The 17,606-nt window shown below is 57.4% G+C and carries 27 protein-coding genes; 4 read left to right on the forward strand and 23 right to left on the reverse strand.

The annotated features are described in order from the left end of the window. Positions 1-6: 6 nt before the first annotated feature. From AC0XWG_RS12540 to AC0XWG_RS12640, 21 genes are all read right to left on the reverse strand, one after another. Positions 7-342, reverse strand: coding sequence for a phage tail assembly protein (locus AC0XWG_RS12540; protein WP_063408335.1), 336 nt, complete (start codon positions 340-342; stop codon positions 7-9). A gap of 62 nt (positions 343-404) precedes the next feature. Further along, entirely contained in the window at positions 405-923 is a 519-nt protein-coding gene (locus AC0XWG_RS12545; RefSeq protein WP_475680621.1) for a phage major tail tube protein, read from the reverse strand. A 15-nt stretch (positions 924-938) separates the two neighbouring features. Then, positions 939-2,117, reverse strand: coding sequence for a phage tail sheath subtilisin-like domain-containing protein (locus tag AC0XWG_RS12550; RefSeq protein ID WP_264110723.1), 1,179 nt, complete (start codon positions 2,115-2,117; stop codon positions 939-941). A gap of 131 nt (positions 2,118-2,248) precedes the next feature. Further along, positions 2,249-2,845, reverse strand: coding sequence for a tail fiber assembly protein (locus tag AC0XWG_RS12555; RefSeq protein ID WP_475680622.1), 597 nt, complete (start codon positions 2,843-2,845; stop codon positions 2,249-2,251). Next, entirely contained in the window at positions 2,845-4,236 is a 1,392-nt protein-coding gene (locus AC0XWG_RS12560; RefSeq protein ID WP_475680623.1) for a phage tail-collar fiber domain-containing protein, read from the reverse strand. Before AC0XWG_RS12560 ends, AC0XWG_RS12555 begins: the two co-directional genes overlap by 1 nt. Then, positions 4,233-4,841 carry a phage tail protein I gene (locus AC0XWG_RS12565; RefSeq protein WP_072662402.1) on the reverse strand — a complete coding sequence of 203 codons (609 nt, stop codon included), beginning with the start codon at positions 4,839-4,841 and terminating at the stop codon, positions 4,233-4,235. The genes AC0XWG_RS12560 and AC0XWG_RS12565 overlap by 4 nt, the downstream gene beginning before the upstream one ends. Then, positions 4,834-5,742, reverse strand: coding sequence for a baseplate assembly protein (locus AC0XWG_RS12570; RefSeq protein ID WP_475680624.1), 909 nt, complete (start codon positions 5,740-5,742; stop codon positions 4,834-4,836). The genes AC0XWG_RS12565 and AC0XWG_RS12570 overlap by 8 nt, the downstream gene beginning before the upstream one ends. 6 nt (positions 5,743-5,748) lie before the next feature. Next, a complete protein-coding gene (locus AC0XWG_RS12575) occupies positions 5,749-6,096 on the reverse strand; it encodes a GPW/gp25 family protein (protein WP_475680625.1) in 348 nt (115 codons plus the stop codon). Next, the gene (locus AC0XWG_RS12580; RefSeq protein ID WP_475680626.1) at positions 6,093-6,728 is read right to left on the reverse strand and encodes a phage baseplate assembly protein V; all 636 of its coding nucleotides are present in this window, start codon (positions 6,726-6,728) and stop codon (positions 6,093-6,095) included. Before AC0XWG_RS12580 ends, AC0XWG_RS12575 begins: the two co-directional genes overlap by 4 nt. Positions 6,729-6,796: 68 nt before the next feature. Next, entirely contained in the window at positions 6,797-7,246 is a 450-nt protein-coding gene (locus AC0XWG_RS12585) for a phage virion morphogenesis protein (RefSeq protein WP_475680627.1), read from the reverse strand. Further along, positions 7,239-7,706, reverse strand: coding sequence for a phage tail protein (locus AC0XWG_RS12590; RefSeq protein ID WP_001437785.1), 468 nt, complete (start codon positions 7,704-7,706; stop codon positions 7,239-7,241). Before AC0XWG_RS12590 ends, AC0XWG_RS12585 begins: the two co-directional genes overlap by 8 nt. Further along, complete coding sequence (gene lysC, locus AC0XWG_RS12595; RefSeq protein ID WP_229045982.1) at positions 7,669-7,914, reverse strand: Rz1-like lysis system protein LysC; 246 nt, start codon at positions 7,912-7,914, stop codon at positions 7,669-7,671. Before lysC ends, AC0XWG_RS12590 begins: the two co-directional genes overlap by 38 nt. Further along, on the reverse strand, positions 7,814-8,224 hold the full coding sequence (gene lysB / locus AC0XWG_RS12600; RefSeq protein WP_475680779.1) for an Rz-like lysis system protein LysB: 411 nt from the start codon (positions 8,222-8,224) through the stop codon (positions 7,814-7,816). The genes lysC and lysB overlap by 101 nt, the downstream gene beginning before the upstream one ends. Next, on the reverse strand, positions 8,224-8,655 hold the full coding sequence (locus AC0XWG_RS12605) for a DNZ54_00345 family protein (RefSeq protein WP_211709402.1): 432 nt from the start codon (positions 8,653-8,655) through the stop codon (positions 8,224-8,226). The genes lysB and AC0XWG_RS12605 overlap by 1 nt, the downstream gene beginning before the upstream one ends. Then, positions 8,652-9,164, reverse strand: coding sequence for a lysozyme (locus AC0XWG_RS12610; RefSeq protein WP_475680628.1), 513 nt, complete (start codon positions 9,162-9,164; stop codon positions 8,652-8,654). Before AC0XWG_RS12610 ends, AC0XWG_RS12605 begins: the two co-directional genes overlap by 4 nt. Next, a complete protein-coding gene (locus AC0XWG_RS12615; protein WP_001437784.1) occupies positions 9,148-9,369 on the reverse strand; it encodes a phage holin family protein in 222 nt (73 codons plus the stop codon). The genes AC0XWG_RS12610 and AC0XWG_RS12615 overlap by 17 nt, the downstream gene beginning before the upstream one ends. Then, positions 9,360-9,563: a tail protein X gene (locus tag AC0XWG_RS12620; protein ID WP_475680629.1), complete on the reverse strand. Its 204-nt coding sequence runs from the start codon at positions 9,561-9,563 to the stop codon at positions 9,360-9,362. The genes AC0XWG_RS12615 and AC0XWG_RS12620 overlap by 10 nt, the downstream gene beginning before the upstream one ends. Further along, positions 9,563-10,072: a head completion/stabilization protein gene (locus AC0XWG_RS12625; RefSeq protein WP_475680630.1), complete on the reverse strand. Its 510-nt coding sequence runs from the start codon at positions 10,070-10,072 to the stop codon at positions 9,563-9,565. Before AC0XWG_RS12625 ends, AC0XWG_RS12620 begins: the two co-directional genes overlap by 1 nt. 93 nt (positions 10,073-10,165) lie before the next feature. Then, on the reverse strand, positions 10,166-10,915 hold the full coding sequence (locus AC0XWG_RS12630) for a phage terminase small subunit (protein WP_475680631.1): 750 nt from the start codon (positions 10,913-10,915) through the stop codon (positions 10,166-10,168). 4 nt (positions 10,916-10,919) lie between these two features. Further along, entirely contained in the window at positions 10,920-11,987 is a 1,068-nt protein-coding gene (locus tag AC0XWG_RS12635) for a phage major capsid protein, P2 family (RefSeq protein ID WP_044068248.1), read from the reverse strand. A gap of 75 nt (positions 11,988-12,062) precedes the next feature. Further along, complete coding sequence (locus AC0XWG_RS12640; protein ID WP_233481484.1) at positions 12,063-12,917, reverse strand: GPO family capsid scaffolding protein; 855 nt, start codon at positions 12,915-12,917, stop codon at positions 12,063-12,065. A gap of 165 nt (positions 12,918-13,082) precedes the next feature. Here AC0XWG_RS12640 and AC0XWG_RS12645 point away from each other — a divergent pair, with 165 nt between their 5' ends. From AC0XWG_RS12645 to AC0XWG_RS12660, 4 genes are read left to right on the forward strand one after another with little or no spacing between them, the layout of a single operon-like run. Beyond that, on the forward strand, positions 13,083-14,852 hold the full coding sequence (locus AC0XWG_RS12645; protein ID WP_096185580.1) for a terminase ATPase subunit family protein: 1,770 nt from the start codon (positions 13,083-13,085) through the stop codon (positions 14,850-14,852). Beyond that, a complete protein-coding gene (locus tag AC0XWG_RS12650) occupies positions 14,852-15,598 on the forward strand; it encodes a terminase large subunit domain-containing protein (protein ID WP_475680632.1) in 747 nt (248 codons plus the stop codon). The genes AC0XWG_RS12645 and AC0XWG_RS12650 overlap by 1 nt, the downstream gene beginning before the upstream one ends. Then, on the forward strand, positions 15,595-16,617 hold the full coding sequence (locus AC0XWG_RS12655) for a phage portal protein (protein ID WP_079848606.1): 1,023 nt from the start codon (positions 15,595-15,597) through the stop codon (positions 16,615-16,617). Before AC0XWG_RS12650 ends, AC0XWG_RS12655 begins: the two co-directional genes overlap by 4 nt. Before the next feature lie 20 nt (positions 16,618-16,637). Beyond that, the gene (locus tag AC0XWG_RS12660) at positions 16,638-16,838 is read left to right on the forward strand and encodes a hypothetical protein (RefSeq protein WP_475680633.1); all 201 of its coding nucleotides are present in this window, start codon (positions 16,638-16,640) and stop codon (positions 16,836-16,838) included. 256 nt (positions 16,839-17,094) lie between these two features. Here AC0XWG_RS12660 and AC0XWG_RS12665 read toward each other — a convergent pair whose 3' ends face one another. Both AC0XWG_RS12665 and AC0XWG_RS12670 read right to left on the reverse strand, forming a co-directional pair. After that, positions 17,095-17,328 (reverse strand): DinI family protein, encoded by a 234-nt coding sequence (locus tag AC0XWG_RS12665; protein ID WP_001222154.1) that lies wholly within the window; start codon positions 17,326-17,328, stop codon positions 17,095-17,097. A gap of 3 nt (positions 17,329-17,331) precedes the next feature. Beyond that, positions 17,332-17,514, reverse strand: coding sequence for a hypothetical protein (locus AC0XWG_RS12670; RefSeq protein ID WP_000232650.1), 183 nt, complete (start codon positions 17,512-17,514; stop codon positions 17,332-17,334). Between the last annotated feature and the right edge of the window lie 92 nt (positions 17,515-17,606).

Consider the following 17,606-nt stretch of genomic DNA (forward strand, 5'->3'; position numbering starts at 1 on the left):
GGAAATCTACTCCGCCGAAGCCGGTGACAAAAAACCAATCACCTTAGCGGCCAGCGACAGCATATCGGGCAGGTTCATCGCGGTCAGTTCCTGCGTGGTGAGCGCGGGATAGGTCATGCGGGGCAGGACTTTAATCAGCGCATCGACCTCAGACTGCGCCACCGCCGCCAGACTGACACCGCGCAGGGTACCGGCGTTCGGCTCAATCAGGGTGACTTTATCAATCGTCTGACCGGAGCGCTTAATCGGCTTGTCGAGGGTCACGACGTTCGGGTTTACGGTGTCAATTTCATTGCCAGCCGTATCAACAAATTCAGCGGGTTTACGTGGTGCTTTAGCCATGATTTTTTCTCTGCTCTGAAAGGGGATTAATAACCGGCCAGCCATGCTGGCCGGTCAGGGAATTACAGCCCGATTGCGCGGCGGTGCTGTTCCAGACGGTCGATGCCGTTCACCTTCTCGACCATGTTGACGGTGTCGATTTCGATGACGTCGCTACCATCAATCGTCAGGCGGTAATAGGTGCAAACGGTCGACAGTTTGGTCGAGGTGTTTTCACCCTGCTTATTTTCGCCGCCGTCGATTTCCTTATGACGGCCACGCATGACCACCTCGACCGCGATGATTTCGCCGGTGTCGTCGCGCTGGTAGGATCCAGCAAAACGCAGCGGCACAGCGTCAGCACCCGGCGCGGCATACTGCGCCCACAGCGCCACATCTGGCAGACCACCGACAGACCATTCGACGGTGAGCGCATCATCGTCGAGGCCGAGGTCAATAGCCGCCGCGCCGTTCATACCGCCGCCGCGATAGTTTTCGAGCTTGCGGGTCAGCTTCGGTAGCGTCACGGATTCAACAACGCCCATGTAGCTGAGGCCGTCATTGAACATGTTCAGGTATTTGAGTTTGCGGGGTAGTGCCATGTTGTTTCAGGCTCCTTAGCTGTTGACCGATTCAGCCAGATTCACCAGATATTTATCGGTGATACGCTGGCGCAGGGTCAGGCTTTCCAGTGGTGGAACCGGCGTATAGTCGTAGTCGATATACAGTTTCCCGGCCTTGAGGGTTTCCTTATCGTTCGATTCCTCGTCGAACCAGCATTCGCCGTCCACGATGTAGCCGTTAGATTTCAGCTCGCGGAATTTGGCATTAATGCCGTCGACAATGTCACGGATGAGCGATGCGGTGATGGGCTTATCGACCGCCCACATGTGCGCCTCGGCCATCGTGTCGGCCAGCACCTGCGCGGTGCGGGTGTAGTTCTCAAACAGGAACAGCGGGTCATCAGAGCAGGTGCGGTTACCCCAAAAGCGGAAACCATCTTTACGCACCAGCGTCGTGACCCCGGCCTCGTTGAGCAGGTCAGCATCGGTGCCGGATGCCTGCAAATCCCAAAAGACTGACGCACTGATGCCGGTGACACCCTGCACGCCGACGTTAGACAGGGTTTTATGCCAGCCGACAGTCTGGTCGATGTAGGCGCGCAGGCCGAGTGCGCGCGCGGTGGCGTAGGCTGTTGCGGTGGTGTTCGTGGTGGTGTCCCATGCGAGGAAGTCAGGCCAGATGACCATCAGCTCGCGCTGACTGAAATTCTCGCGATAAGCCATCGCCTCGGAAATTGTCTTACAGCCCCATGCGCTGACATAGCCAAAGGCGCGCAGGCTGATACAGACCGAGGCAAGTGCGGTTGCGACTTCCTGCGTATCGAGACCCGGCACACCGAGAATGCGCGGCTTAACGCCGGTGACAGCTTCGGCAGTCAACAGTGCCTTGATACCGGTGTATTTACCGTTCTCATCCGTGCCGCCGATGATGTTAGAAATGGTCTGCGCTTCTGCGTCTTCTCCGGTACCTTCGGCAACACGCACGACAACGGTGACAGGTTTCGACTGGTCGGCAATAGCCTGCAGGGAGGCAGACAACGTGCCTTTTTTACCGGCTTTCGCAATGGCGCTCTGCACATTGGTAATCAGTACCGGCTCGTTGAGGGGGAATGTCGCGGCATCTGCATCGCTGGCCGTGCAGACCATGCCGACGATTGCGGTTGCGACAGTGGAAATGACGCGGGTGCCGTCGTTAATCTCAAGCACCTGCACGCCGTGGTGAAAATCACTCATCCGGTTAACTCCGTGGTTAGTGGGCGAGTGTTATTGTCCTGGCTGGTCTGGTGAGGGGCTATTTGTCGGCGATGGGCAGGGGATGACACATAAACAAATCATAAAAAAGACGGGCATCAGCCCGCCTTGCGTTATTCTGGTTTAACCGGCCACCTGATGTCCGGCACCGTGGAAGTGTCGACCGCGTTCAGCGCCTGAATGTATTTCACCCACTTAATCAGGATGGTCTTGTCATCATCACTGATGATGCCGAGCTGCAGCTCAGTTTGCCACAGGCTGATGGTACTTTGCGCCTCAGCCAGTAATGCGGATTTTTGCCGTTCAGCCTCCCGAACCTGACCACTTTTCTGCGCGTTTTCATCCGTGACCCACACGCTACCGTTCCACTTATCATATGGCGTTGATGGTGCAATAGTGGTCACGCCGTCAGCATACTCACCCGGAGAGGTAATATACACAGGCTGACCGGTTGCCGTGTCATAAACCGTTTCGCCCCGATGGTCTGCGACATACTCCCACCCGGCAAGGCTGGCTGTGCGACACACGGCAAAGCCGTCTTTTGCTTCGACTGGTGAATCGGTACAGGAGTTAGCAGGAATACCTACCCCCACGGCCAGAAACTCGACTGATGACGTAAGATATTCACGCGTTACGCCGTCAAAGTTATAAACGGTAATGTCACCGGCTTTTGTGGCAATCCCGTTTTTATTCAGTATCGCTTTAGCCATCATGCAGCCCTCACGATGAAGTTAAATGCCACGCTACGTGGGCGCGTCTCTGAGCCCCCCGGATTCTGAAACGCAGGTGCCACACTTCCGTCAGGTTGGTTAATTCCGTTGGTATAAATACCCCTGATACCCGTTTCCACGCCAAACACAGTATTATTTCCAGTTGCGCCACCTGACCCCATGAACGGATGACCATGCGTTTTGAATTCATCAGCCGCCCATCCGAGCAGCGCCTGAGATGGGTTAATACCGCGTCCATCGTCATAACCCCGCATGAATTCGCCGCGCATATCCGGCAACACGCCCGACGGGTATGTCACACCTAACTTGCTGTATTTGTTCTTATCAAATGGCGCACCATTCACTTTCAGAAATACCATGTTTCGCATATCGTCAAAAACATCACTCGGCATCTGCGCAAGCGGCCACGCAAACGGTGAGCCAATAACAGGCGCACCGCTACCCACCCCAAGATAAGCGGCAACACTGGCGGCATCACCTTTACCCAGCATGGCACGCATGAACTCACTGAGTGCAGTCACTGCTGCCTGCTTTTCACCCGTAAAATAGGGCATCGTGTTTTGCTGCGTCACCAGTGCCGCGATGGCTGTCAGCACATCGTTAATGGGCTGCTTTCCTTCCAGCAAAGTATCAAGCCCGAGGTTTTTTCGTGCATCCTCTGCCGTTGTTGCTCCTGTTCCTCCTGCATTAACCGGCAGCGCGATGACCTGACCGTTATTGACGACCCTTGCACCCCATGTCCCGTCTTCTCGAATGACCAGGCATTTTTTCATGTCCGGTGTATAGAGTACGGTCTGATTTGGACTTGTAGGATTCACGATATTGAAAAGCCCGATATTCTGTAAAAACTTCTGTTTATCAGGAATATCAGCCCCGTTCTCACGCTTTGCCAGCATGCCAACAACCAGTGAATCAACGTATTCGCGCGTTGCCAGCACAACCGACGGGTCAATTTTAAGGGTGATGGACGCCGCGCTCGATACAATCAGAATCATGCGGATGGTCTGCGTGCGGCCACTTCCCTCCTGCAATTGTGGCTTGTAAGTTTCCGGGCAGTTCGCCACGGCAATAAGCACACCGGCATCGTCATAGAGTCCAATCTCACGGATCCAGAAACCGCCCTCATTCTCGGGAATAATCTGCTCCGCGATAATCTGGCTGGTATTGGCCGGGTCAACGGTCAGCAGGTTCAGCGGCGCGATGCGCTTCTGGTTGATGAGCTTCGTCTGCGCCGGGTCAGGGGTCGGCAGCGTACCATTCGCATCACCGACGGCCATTTGCGTCAGGTTGAGTTTGGTACCGAGTGCCGCTGCGTTCGCCAGTCGCGCCGCGCCCTGATTGGTCAGAATGGCAAAATATTTTGCGGTCATGCGTTCACTCTCAGGTTATCAATCAAATGGATGGCCGAGGCCGGGTAATATTCACCGCCGACGACAATTTCCTCGGGGGTGTAGGGGTAAACGGTGAGCGCGTCGCCGTCGTAGCATCCCGCGCCGACATACAGCTCGCCAGTCGCACTCAGGCTGATAGCCAGCCCTGTCAGGTGGCGGCTTGCCGGTTTAGCGTCTTCTATCAGGCGCTCAAGCTCCTGATACATTTCGTCAGTAATGCCGCTGTCGAGCACGCCGACAACGAGGCGGAATGTGCCTGGCTCCTCGTCGAGCTGCCACCACTCGCGCACCTCAATCAGAAAGCCGAGCGGCTCAACCACCCGGCGCAATGCACTGATGGTGCCTTTGTGCTGATGGACGAAAAACGAGGAAGCGCAGACACTGCGCTTTGTCGCCTCCGGCCACTTCTCATCCCACCTGTCGACTGACAGCGCCCACGCCAGATACGGCAGCAGATTTACCGGGCAGGTGCGCCAGTTCCACAGGGTGCGCAGCGGTACCGGCACGCGCTGAATCTCAGAGAGTGCGGCAGCGGCAGCAACCTCCAGCGGCGACGAGCCAACGGGTAACAGCCTGTCACTCATCCGAGCCCCCGATAGTTATCTGGTACTCGGTGCAGTTCGACGCCTGCGACTTACTCAGCACAATGTCGGCCTGCGGTGATGCCAGCTCGACACGCTGCACCCCCTCAACATGCAGCGCCGCGTAAATGGCCGACAGACGGATATCACGCCCGAGGCGGTGCTGCGCGCTGATGTAGCTCTGCAGCTTCTGCTCTGATGCCTGCCTGATGGGCTCAGATTCGGGGCCGGGGTAAACGTAGAGCGTCGCGTCAATTTGGTACGGCACAATCTCGGCTGACTGGACGGTCACCCGGTCGGCCACCGGGCGCACATCCTCGGCATTCAGCGCCTTTTCAACGATTGCCAGTAAATCAGGGCTGGCAGTGCCGTCGCCCTCTCGGGATAACACGGTAATCGTCACGCATGCTGGTGACGGGCTGGCGACCGAAACGTCAGCGACCCGCCCGTCGGCGCTGCGGCCGTGATACTCGTATGCGCCGACCGGCCCCGCCACGCTCAAGCCCTCAAACGCCTGTTGCGTGCGCAGACGCAGGTCGGTGTCGGATTCCATAACGGCAGGCGTCGGCGGGATGGTGGTGTCATCAGCCGGGGTGATGGTCAGGCGTTCGGTATTGTTGTTCCCGGCCACGACGTCGAGGTCGTTACCGGCGGAATAGGCCAGCGTCACCGCCTGTGCGGCTTCATTCACCCGCTGACGCCAGATAACTTCTCGGTAGGCGTTTTCCTGCAGCAGCTTAACAATCGGCTCCGACTCAAGTGCGAGCGTCCGGGCAATAGCCTCTTGCTGGTCTTCGGGATAGAGCGAAATCAGCGTCGCAATGCGTTCCGCAAGGATGGTTTCATAGTCCAGCTCCTCAACCACGTCGGGAACGGGTAACTGACTCAGGTCAACGGTTGCCATAGTGATTTAACTCAGTGAAACAGTGGTTGAAACTGACGCACCGGTATCGGTACGCATCCCGGTAATATCGACATACATTTCGCCAGCGTCGCCGGTCTCAAAGCTGATGGATGTAAGCCTGATGCGCGGTTCCCACTTCTGGATCGCCGAATAGCACGCCACCATAATTTGCAGCCTGAGCGCCGGGTTTTGCGGCATATCAATCAGCGCCGACAGGAGCGAACCATATTCACGACGCATTACCCGCGAGCCGACCGGCGTCAGCAGAATATCGCGCATGCTCTGGCTGATATGCTCGGTGTCGCTGATTCCGAGGCCGGTATTTCGGTTCATACCCTGATAGCGCTCTGTCATATCGGTGCCCCCGTTTGCCCGCCGCTGTCGCCGGGGTGTTTATGGGTGTGGAGCACCTTGCCATTAGATGAAAGTGACCCGCCGGTATGCTCGATGTTGCCTTTCATCGTGCCGCCCTTTTGCACCTCAAGCGTCGCCGTCGTCAGCTTATTGGTGCAAATCACCTCAGGGGTGTCGAGGGTGATACTGGTCGAGGCTTTCACCAGTACCAGCGGCACGGTTGCGGTGATGGACTCCGATGCCGTCACGTCGGCCGTTTTGATGCCGGTGACAGTCAGCGCGCCGGTCTCAGGCTCGTACTCAATGACCGCACCATCAGGAAAAACCACATGCCACGCATCCGCCGAGGCAGACGGGGCGGGGTTATCGTCGGAGAAAATACCCGGCAGCACGAAAGCGGTATCAAGCTCGCCACCGATTGCCAGCAGCAGAACTTGCTCACCGACCGAGGGAGCCCACCACGTCCGCGAACGACCGGCGCGGGTGGTCAGCCAGTTCAGCCATGTAGTCTGGATCCCGCCGCTTTGTACGCGGCACAGCCCCTGCACGGTATCAACCTCAGTCACCACACCTGAGCGGATGAGGTTGCGAATCGCGCGCGCGAGCTCTTGTATCGTGGATAACGTATTCATAGTGCAAGGATGCCTCTGGTCTGGAGTTGCGCCAATTCGCGCGGCTCCGGTGGTGGTTCACACAATAGTTATTTGCCGAGGTGCCTGATTATGACGTCTTCAATCATCTGCTCATCGTCGCGGGTGAAACCGAGTAACGGGCGCGCCTCGTACTGCACATCCCGGCTGTTGCGGTTTGGCCGGTCTTTGAGGCCGTACTGATGCACCCGCGCCATGCGCTGCACCTTGCCGGTAAACTCCACCGCCGCCGCACTGTCGCTGCCTTTGGCTTTCATAAAGCGGTTAGTGCGCAGCTTTGCGAACATTTCGCGCTTAATGCGGCCTTTCTTGCTCCGCACCGGCTGGCGCTTTCGCGCCGTATACGGGGTGCCGTCGGGTGCCTGCTGGCGCTTGATGCGCTGTTGCTGACTGGTACGCAGCTTTTTCGCAATCTCAGCCGCCATTTGCCGACGCGCCGCCGGTGACAGGCTGGCAATCAGACCGGCAAGACGTTCCTGCAGCGCGGTTAACTCACTCATCCCACTTACTCACCAGCTCGCCGTTAACGTACAGCTCGACCGGGCGTGTCACCGGCTCAGGCAGCGGCGGCTCAGGGGCATAGCTGACATGCAGCGCGCCGTCGACCTCTTTGACGAGCGTGCGCTCGGTGAGCCTCAGGCTGATACTGATATCGAGCGAATCGTCGTTATTGATATCAATAATCCAGGTGAATCCTTTTTCCCGGCCGTCGTCGGTGGTCATAATGTCCGGCTGATGTTCGCGCAGCCACGCCTGCACCGGCACGAATATCAAATCAAGGTCGCCGGTGAAGTCGGTCACCACCACGTTAAGCACGTACACTTTTTCAAACGACAGCGAGCTCGCCAGTCGGGAATCGGTATGGCCGTTGTCGGCAAACAGGCGCAGCATATCGGGGTTGTTTCGGAGCTGCGGCACGGCGTTAATCAGCGCTTTGCGCAGGCTTTTGTGCTTCTGCATCGAGTTCATCCTGACAGTGTTTGACGGTTTTGACCTGCAGCGCGCAGGCGGTCAGCGCGCCCTCAAGACGGCGGATATCCGCGCTCAGGTCACCATTGGTTTTCGGGTCACTTCCCGGCATCGGGCAAAGGCTCACTCTCGGGCATCCGCTGACCACAATCACCGGCGCTGGCGCAGGCGGCGCGGGTGTGCAGCCGACGCACAACATCAGGCAGAGCAGCGTTATACCAGCGTCGAAAGGCTTCATTTTCATTAAGTAACCTCGTTATCGTCTGCTCACGGCGGCTGGCATCTGCGCTGGCTTTTGCGAGCTGTTCGCGCAGTTCCACCTGCGCGGATTCATTACGTCTGGCGAGCTGACCTGCAACACTGAGCTGATTTTTCAGCATGCCAATCGTCGTCTTTTGTTCGCTCGCGACGCGGTTTGCCGTCTCAAAGGAGCGGGATAAATTGCCGTTCTCATGGCGCAACCACAGCAGCCCAAGCACAGCCAGCACCAGCGCAGAGGCCAGAAACATCACAATGACTCTGGACACAGACCAGCCCCCTCAATGCGCTGGCGGTAAGTCTCGCGAACGGCCTTAAAGGTCAGCATACAAATCAGGTAAATCAGCGCCGTAAGGATCCAACCAGCCCCAAGCAGACAGCCCGTGGTAACAGAGAAAATAATGAGAGACCATGCCCGACGCCCCTGAGAGGGTTTACGGCAAAAGACGGCGCGGAATACCTTCATCAGGTCTGGATTGACGGGAATACTTTTGCCCGTATTTCGCAGCCAGTGCTCATAAGCAACCACCCCGGCGAGGCTCGCCGTAATGCAGATAAAACTGCCAAACAGCGCCCATGCGGCAACGAAGTTGACGGCGGCGCTTTGCGGCGATGCCAGCCCCCAAAGCAGCACCAGTGCCAGCAGGGCATCGAACATCAGGGAACGTAAATATTTTTTCATTGGGTTACTCCTTTCATGCAATACGCCAGTTCCCGCGCGCGGCGGTTTTCCAGCCCTTTGTTTTTAGTGCCATTAACGTACACCCAGCGGGTAAGCTGGTCGCATGCCTGCCACCACTGATGACGCTTGATGTAAGAGACCAGCGTCGAGCGACAAGCCGCGCCGGTGCCGACGTTAAAAGAGAAACTGACCAGCGCGTCGTAAACCGGCTGCGGCATGGTGACCGGCACGCAGACCGCGAGACGGTGCTCGGTATTCAGCACGTCGGCGACCAGATTTGCCGCCGCCTCGCGCTCGGTGATATCGCGTTTCGGTACCACCCCGGCAGTGTGGCCGATGCCTGACGTCCACACGCCCGCGCTGCACTGGTAAGGTGTCAGGCGACACCCTTCGAGGTCGGCAATCAGTGCCAGACCGTCAGGCGAGGTATTCAGCAGACGAAAATCAGGCATCAGTGCCGCCAGCGCCAGCACTGCGGCCACACTGCAACGTTTAACGATTGAGCTCACGGGTCACCCCTTTGTCGATTCCCATTTCGGTCAGGTAACGAAAGGTTTTGCGCCGGTACCAGAAATTCACCGCCGCCGTAAAAATGGCGCACAGACTACCCACATACAGCGCCAGCTTTTCGGGCGACATTGCCCCGAAATACGCCAGACCCACGGCCAGCCAGTAGGCGATAAACGTGGTGATTTTTTCCATACTCAGTCCCATAGGTTCAGGGTCTCCGCCGTGGGTGATGTTTCAACGTCGGGCAGGTCAATCGCCGTGCCATGCGGCAGAATGACGCCCAGTTCAGACAGGCCGGGGTTGGCCTGCAGCACCGACTCGACCACGCCCTCAGTGCGCCCGTAATACCGGGCGCAAAGCGCGTCGAGGGTATCGCCCTGCATCGCCCAGACTTTCATCAGAGCTGACCCACGATGCAGCGCGGCTTATCCTGCAGGCGCGAGACTGACCAGCGCATATCCCGCCACAGGTCATCAATGGTGGTTTCGACGCTGTCGGCTTTTTTGTCACCCTTGCCGGTAGCCTCAACACCGCGATAACGCTCATACAGCGTGGCGGTTGCCATCGCCGTCACTGCGCTCAGGTAGTGGAAAACGCGCACATTCTCGCCGTCTATTTCCTCGGCGTCAGGCACGTCGACCAGTGTCTTAAACCCGGCGGCAATCTGGCGCAGCCGGTAGTCGTAAAGCTCCGCATTGGTTTCCGCCATGCCGGTCTTGATGGCGTTACGCAGACGCGCATCGGAAACCGTCTGCTCAAGGCGCATCAGCTCGCGCACCCGCTTCGGATCCACATCAGGGAAAAAGAACGTGTTTTTAATCACTGCGTCGCCCGTCTCCGGTGCGGGAATCACCACGCCCGGTACGTCCTGCGGTTCGTCGGGCTGATTCAGTATTACTGTCGTCATGACAACCTCATTAGGTTGGGCGGTGGACGCCGGTCGCCGTCAGGGTCAAAACCCGCTTTGACCGGCGTGCCGCCCGGCTCGGGGAGCGTTCAGTTAACCGGCGGTTTTTACCGCCTTTGATGGACGCCCGCGCTTTGCCGCCGGTTTGATGGCAGGTTTGAGCGTGCGCGGTTTAGTCGTTTTACGGGGTGCTGCCTCTGGCTTTGGCTTCAATGCGCGCTCCAGTCGCTCAATCTCTTTGCGCACACCGGCATTGCGGTCGAGCTGCATCGCGCGCTGAAACTGCGCCAGCGCCTCGGTGTTCTGACCGGCATCGCGCAGGGTCAGGCCGGTCACCTTATGCAGACGGGCGCGCACCATATCGGGAACGTCAGCACCGTCGGTCAGGCTGAGGGTGTTCAGCAGTAATGCGAGGTCGACAGGCTCACCGGCATCGCGCAGGCGCAGTGCGGCAAGCGCCACTTCCTCAACCAGCATGTAAGGCGTGGTGCGACGATGGTCTGAGGTAAGACCGTATTTCAGCGCGTAGGGCGCAATTTCCAGCGCGCCAGCAATATCACCGGCATCGAGACGCCACAGCATGACGGTCATGACAATGTCATCCTGCGCGCCACGGCCATCAGCCAGCACACCGGCAACCCACGGCGCATAGAACGGCAGCAGCTCGCGCTTTTTCGCGGCTTTCATTTCGTTTGAACGAATGGTTTTTAACGTGCGGCGGTCATCGGCCAGCTTTACCAGCATCTGCTCGTAGGCGGTTGCGTGGCGCAGCGGGGCTTGTTCCCGCTGCGCGGCTTGAGAGGCCGAGACCCGCATCATGTGACGCTGTGCGGGGCTCGTCATGGGCTTACTCTCCGCTTTCCGGTGCTGCAGGCGCGGTGAAATCGCCCAGGGTGATGTTTTCCAGCAGGCAACCGGCGGCATACGCCTCGACCACATAGTCGATGTTCATCGACTCGTAGTTTTCCACGCGGTCTTTCTTCGGATTCTCATCAATGCTGCGGCGGTGGCTCTCATCCATGAAGTAGATAGAGAGGTTTTCCAGCGTGGTCACGAATACCGCATTCGCCGGGAAGTACGGCACGCGCACGGCTGGCAGGTTGCCGATGCGCTTCTGGCTGATGATGATATCCGCCGCGAGCGACTCAGTGTTTTCCTGCTGTTTGTTGACCAGCGGGAAATATTTGTCAGCCAGCAGCTTACGGCCAACGATGGCAACGAGTTTCGGGTCATCCTGATAAATCTCGTCAATCAGGGTGTTGGTACCGTCCATCACCAGCGCGTCGAGGTTCTCATAGTCGCCGTTCTTACCGACGCGAATCACCGCCGAAACGACCTTACCGTCAGCGTCGGTGATGTTGCTCATCACGCGCGCCGGGGCTTCGTTGCGGTACTTCTGCAGCCAGCCGACAGCCACATCCTGCAGCATCGGGTTTTTGCTGCGGTCTGAGGTATCAGCGCGGGTGGTACCGTTGAACCCGGCCATGATGAAATCGAGCGCCTGACGCTGGACGATGGCGTCGCGGATGCGGCGCTGGAAGTCCTGAAAACGCGCCCACAGGTCGAGGCGTTTGTAGGTCAGATGGAAGTCAAAGTTAATCTGATTGCACTCGTACTTGTTGGACTCAAGCGCGGTGAAATCTGCGGTCTGGCGCTCCTTGTCGCCCGAGGTGTCGGTCGTGCTGGCGATGGTGCCGGTCACACCGACGCCGATTTTCTCGCCCTTCATTTCTGCGACCGGCAGAATGTTAATCGTCTGCAGAAACGCGGATGACGCCTGCACGGTGTTCATCAGCGTTTGCGTGACGGACGGCTCGACGGTGAATTTTTTGCTGACGTCATCAACGCTGATGCCGTTCAGTTTGGCGAGCTGGGTCAGATAGGCATTGAACTTAAAACGGGTTTCCTGACGCATAGTATTTCCTGTTTGAATTAATCGGTTAGTCACAGCATCGGGCGGGGTTGCCGCCCGGTTTCGGCCTGCGGTTTATCAGCAGTCGGTCAGCAGCTCATCGCCGCCACCGCCGCTGGCTTTTGTGCGTCGCGGCTGGCTGAAACTTTCGGTTTTGTCGAGGGTGGTTTTCAGGTTGGAAAATGCCTGGCTGGTTTCTTCAACCTTTCCGGTCAGCTCCTGTTTGAAAGTGGAAAACGCGGTTTCCATATCGGAAATGCGCTTATCCTGCGCGGTCAGATTGGTCTGCACATGCTCGCTGACGGTGGTCACCGCCTCATGCACATCATTCAGGCGCGCATCGTCGCTGACCTGCTTACGGCTGAAAATGGCTTTCACCTTATCGGCCAGGCTGTTGAGCACCGTGTCGGGAACGTCTTCAAATTCCAGCTCGGCGAGCGTGGCGGCGGAGAAGACGTTTTCAGGGTTGGCCTTGAAGCGCTGCAGAGGGTTGTGCTTCGCGTTGCGGCAGAATTCGAGATATTCAGTGCCGAGGCTCGCCGGGTCATCGGTGACAGCAAGGCCGACGAGGTAGCATTTGCCGGTATTGGCAAAATTCGGCTGAATTTCCATTGAGGTGTAGACCTTCTGCGCGGCTTTATTCATCGCGATAAGGTCATCGGTCGGGGTGATTTTAGCGAACAACGCCCATTTGCCGTTAAGCGCAGAATCGTCGTCAATCTTCTCGGCTTTCAGCTCGGCCACATCGCCATAACGTTTGAATACGCCATCGGGCAGCAGGCCGCGCAGGTGTTCAAGGTTGATACGGCAACCGTAGACGCGCGGGTCGTAGGTTTCGGCCATTTCCTGAATATCGCTGGCGCTGATAATGCGCCCGTCGCAGGTATCACCCTCGACGCCGATGCGAAAGAACTTTGAGACTTTTTTTGCCATTGTCAGGAGTCCTGAGGTTGGGGTTACTGGTCACCGCCAGTTTCCAGACTCAGGACACGCCAGACCACCAATGACGACTGGACAACCGCCCACACAACAGCACCTTAGCGAATCACTGACGGCCATTAAGTAGCCTTGCCCTGAATCCACTACGGCGAGGCATCAATGACCATTTCCACCGATACAACCTTGTTGCATGACCCGCGACGGCAGGCATCGCTGCTTTACTGGCAGGGTTTTTCCGTGCCACAGATTGCCGAAATGCTGCAGGTCAAGCGCCCGACCGTGCAGAGCTGGAAGCAGCGCGACGGCTGGGACGGCATCGCACCGATTTCCCGCGTCGAAAGCAGCCTTGAGGCGCGCCTGATTCAGCTCATCGCCAAGCCGCAAAAGTCAGGCGGCGACTTCAAAGAGATTGACCTGCTCGGGCGGCAGATTGAGCGACTGGCGCGCGTTAACCGCTACAGTCAGACAGGTAACGAGGTCGACCTTAACCCCAATGTCGCCAACCGTAACAAGGGCGAGCGTAAGAAGCCGAAAAAGAACTTTTTCAGCGACGAGGCTATCGAGAAACTGGAGGAACTATTTTTCGACCAGTCTTTCGAGTACCAGTTGCAGTGGTACCGCGCCGGGCTGGCGCACCGTATTCGCGATATTCTCAAATCCCGCCAGATTGGTGCGACGTTCTATTTCTCCCGCGAGGCGCTGCTGCGCGCGCTCAAGACCGGCCACAACCAGATATTTCTGTCGGCCAGTAAAACGCAGGCTTACGTGTTCCGCGAGTACATCATCCAGTTTGCGCGGCTGGTCGACGTCGACCTGACCGGCGACCCGATTGTCATCGGCAACAACGGCGCAAAGCTGATTTTTCTCGGTACCAATTCCAACACCGCGCAGAGCCATAACGGCGACCTGTATGTCGATGAAATATTCTGGATCCCGAATTTTCAGAAGCTGCGCAAAGTCGCGTCGGGCATGGCCTCGCAGAAGCACCTGCGCTCAACCTACTTTTCGACACCTTCCACGCTGGCGCACGGCGCTTACCCCTTCTGGTCTGGCGAGCTGTTCAACAAGGGGCGCAGCCGGATTGCTGACCGCATCGAAATCGACATCAGTCACAGCGCACTCGCCGGTGGCCAGCTTTGCGACGATGGCCAGTGGCGGCAGATTGTCACCATTGAGGACGCGCTTGCCGGTGGCTGCACCCTGTTCGACCTCGACCAGCTCAAACGCGAAAACAGTGATGAGGACTTTAAGAACCTCTTTATGTGCGAGTTTGTTGACGATAAGGCGTCGGTATTCCCGTTCGAGGAGCTGCAGCGCTGCATGGTCGACGTGATGGAAGAATGGGAGGACTTCGCCCCGTTCGCCGACCACCCGTTCGGCTCGCGTCCTGTCTGGATTGGCTACGACCCGTCACACACCGGCGACAGCGCCGGGTGCGTCGTGCTCGCGCCGCCGGTGGTCTCGGGTGGCAAGTTCCGCATGCTGGAGCGCCACCAGTGGAAGGGCATGGACTTTGCCGCGCAGGCAGAGGGCATCCGCAAACTGACCGAGAAATACAACGTCGAATACATCGGCATTGACGCAACCGGCCTCGGTCTCGGCGTGTTCCAGTTGGTGCGCTCATTCTACCCGGCGGCACGCGGCATCCGTTACACCCCCGAAATGAAAACCGCGATGGTGCTCAAGGCAAAAGACACCATTCGCCGCGGCTGTCTGGAGTACGACGCCGGGGCGACCGACGTCACGCAGTCGTTTATGTCCATCCGCAAAACCATGACCAGCAGCGGGCGCAGCGCCACCTACGAGGCCAGCCGCACCGAGGAAGCCAGTCACGCAGATATCGCATGGGCGACCATGCACGCCCTGTTAAACGAACCGCTTTCCGCCGGTAGCGGCATGCAGCCTAAATCTATTCTGGAGTTTAATTAATGAAAAATAACGTTTTCTCACAAAGCCAGATTCAGGCAATGGCCGATATTCTGCACAATGACAGCTTTGACTATCAGGCAACATGGTTGCGGGTCGGGAAGCTCAATATCGACCGCAGCATCACCAAATCGCGCCAGATTGGCGCAACGCAAGTCTTTAGCCGTGAGGCGCTGCTCGATGCGCTGACAACAGGCGATAATCAGGTCTGGTTTGCTCACACTATTGAGCATGCGCGGGTGGCGCTGATGTACATGAGCAACCTTTCGGCGCGCGTCGGCGTCCGTCTGACGAGCAACGGCCACAGCCTGCAGCTCGACGGCGGTGCGATTATCAGCTTTGTCGGCGAGGAATCCCATTGCGCCGCGCTGGCCGGTAACGTCTACCTTGATGAGTTCGCATGGTTCAATAACCCGCTAAGGGCGGCAAAAGTCGCGGCGGCTATCGCCTGCCATAAGCGCCACCGCCTGACGATGTTTACCTCACCCTCTGATAATCATGTCGCGTTCCGGGTATGGAACGGCACAACCCGCAGACACCGACCGTCACCGCTCATCAATACCGGCGACAGCGTATTTTGCACAGATGGCGTCTGGCGTCAGTCGGTCACTCTGGATGCAGCATGCCAGCGCGGGTGCAATCTCTTTGCGCCTGAGGAAATTAAACACGAATACAGCGACGACGATTATCGGCTGCTGTTTGGCTGCGACTGGTCTTTCGCTGTTGCAGCGGGTGAGGTGGCAGCATGAGCAAGCGCAAGCCACGCAAACAAGTTGCCATGAGCGCCAGCGCCCCGCAAAAAATGGAGGCGTTCACCTTTGGCGAGCCGGTGCCGGTACTCGATAAGCGCGACATTCTGGATTACGTCGAGTGCATCAGTAACGGTAAATGGTACGAGCCGCCGGTCAGCTTCTCCGGGCTGGCAAAGAGCCTGCGCTCTGCTGTACATCACAGCTCACCGATTTACGTTAAACGCAACGTGCTCGCGAGCACCTACATTCCGCACCCGCTGCTGTCCCGTCAGGATTTCAGCCGCTTTGCGCTCGACTATCTGGTATTCGGCAACGCCTTTCTTGAGCAGCGCCACAGCGTCACCGGCCAGCTAATCAAGCTACTGGCCTCACCGGCCAAATATACCCGCCGTGGGGTCGACGATTCGATATTCTGGTTTGTGGAAAATTTCACACTGCCGCATGAGTTCGCGCCTGATACCGTGTTTCACCTGCTGGAGCCCGACATTAATCAGGAGATTTACGGCCTGCCCGAATATCTCAGCGCGCTTAATTCCGCCTGGCTGAATGAATCCGCGACGCTGTTCCGCCGCAAGTATTACCAGAACGGCGCGCACGCGGGTTACATCATGTATGTGACTGACCCGGCGCAGAGCGCGACCGACGTCGAATCGCTGCGCGAGGCGATGCGTAACTCGAAAGGGCTCGGCAACTTTAAGAACCTGTTTTTCTACGCCCCCGGCGGAAAACCGGACGGCATAAAAATCGTGCCACTGAGCGAGGTCGCCACAAAGGATGACTTTTTCAACATCAAGAAAGCCAGCGCCGCCGACCTGATGGATGCGCACCGCGTGCCATTCCAGCTTATGGGCGGCAAGCCCGAGAATATCGGCTCACTCGGTGACGTTGAGAAGGTGGCAAAGGTATTCGTCCGTAACGAGTTGTCGCCCCTGCAGGACAGATTCAGGGAGGTAAACGACTGGCTCGGCATGGAGGTCATCAGGTTCAAAGAGTACACCCTCGACAACCCGGAATAACTCCCCCTCAAGCCGCCAGCATGGCGGCTTTTTCATACCCCGCCACCATCCCGCCTCAGACGCGCCACGCGCGCACGACCACACCAGACCACCAACGAACCGACAGCGACCACGACCGCGCCATCACGACGCGCTCAGACGATAATTTTTATCATTACGCACCACCGCTGGCGCGCAATGCTTTCCCCGCCACGCCTGCCCGCTTTATGGGTCGGTTTTAATGCAGTTGCATGACCACTCTGGATCCGCGCCAGCACTGGCGGCGCACGGCCAGAACGGGCAACCCCGGCGCATGCAAAACAATGCACCTGTTGCATGCAGGGCTAAAAAACGGGAAATTCGCCGAAAATGGCATAAAAAAACCGGCTTTAATCGTGCCGGTCTGGGGCGGTTGCTCAGGGGCAGGCTAACGCCTCGCGGGGCTCGTTGTTCAACCCCGCCAGCACTGAAAGCGAGTTTCAGCACCGGCGGCGTTTATTAATGCAGCCAGCTATCGTCCTCCCATACCTGCTGCATGATTTCCATTACTCGTTTTTTATCTTCGTCCAGTTTTAAACCGCTTAGCTCAACGCCATTTGCAGAACCTTTGCGAATGCGGATAGCTGTCTTTGGGTAGATAGGTTGAAGATTTCGGTACAGCTCAGCCTCAAGTGCATCCAACGTTGCCTGACTAATTTTTTGCTCTTTATCCAACGTGATATTGATTCTCATAATCTAATCAGCCTTATAAAAAATATCATCTTCGGTTTCGTTATTTTCGCTGTTTGCTAAGTCTGCAATGAGAGTGAGCGCGAGCTTTAAGTCTGACGGCTTGCAGTTTGCAATCAGAGATACCTCGGCAATAAATTGCACACAAGCCCACTTTTGCTGCGTTCGGCTGAAATGTTCGCCAACCATGAAATCCCTCCCATAGGGTTACTGTATATTTATACAGTAGCACGTATTGGCAAAAGATGGGAAGAAAAAAAACGAATAGGGCGATTGCCGTA

Source organism: Enterobacter sp. DVT3837, assembly GCF_056238685.1.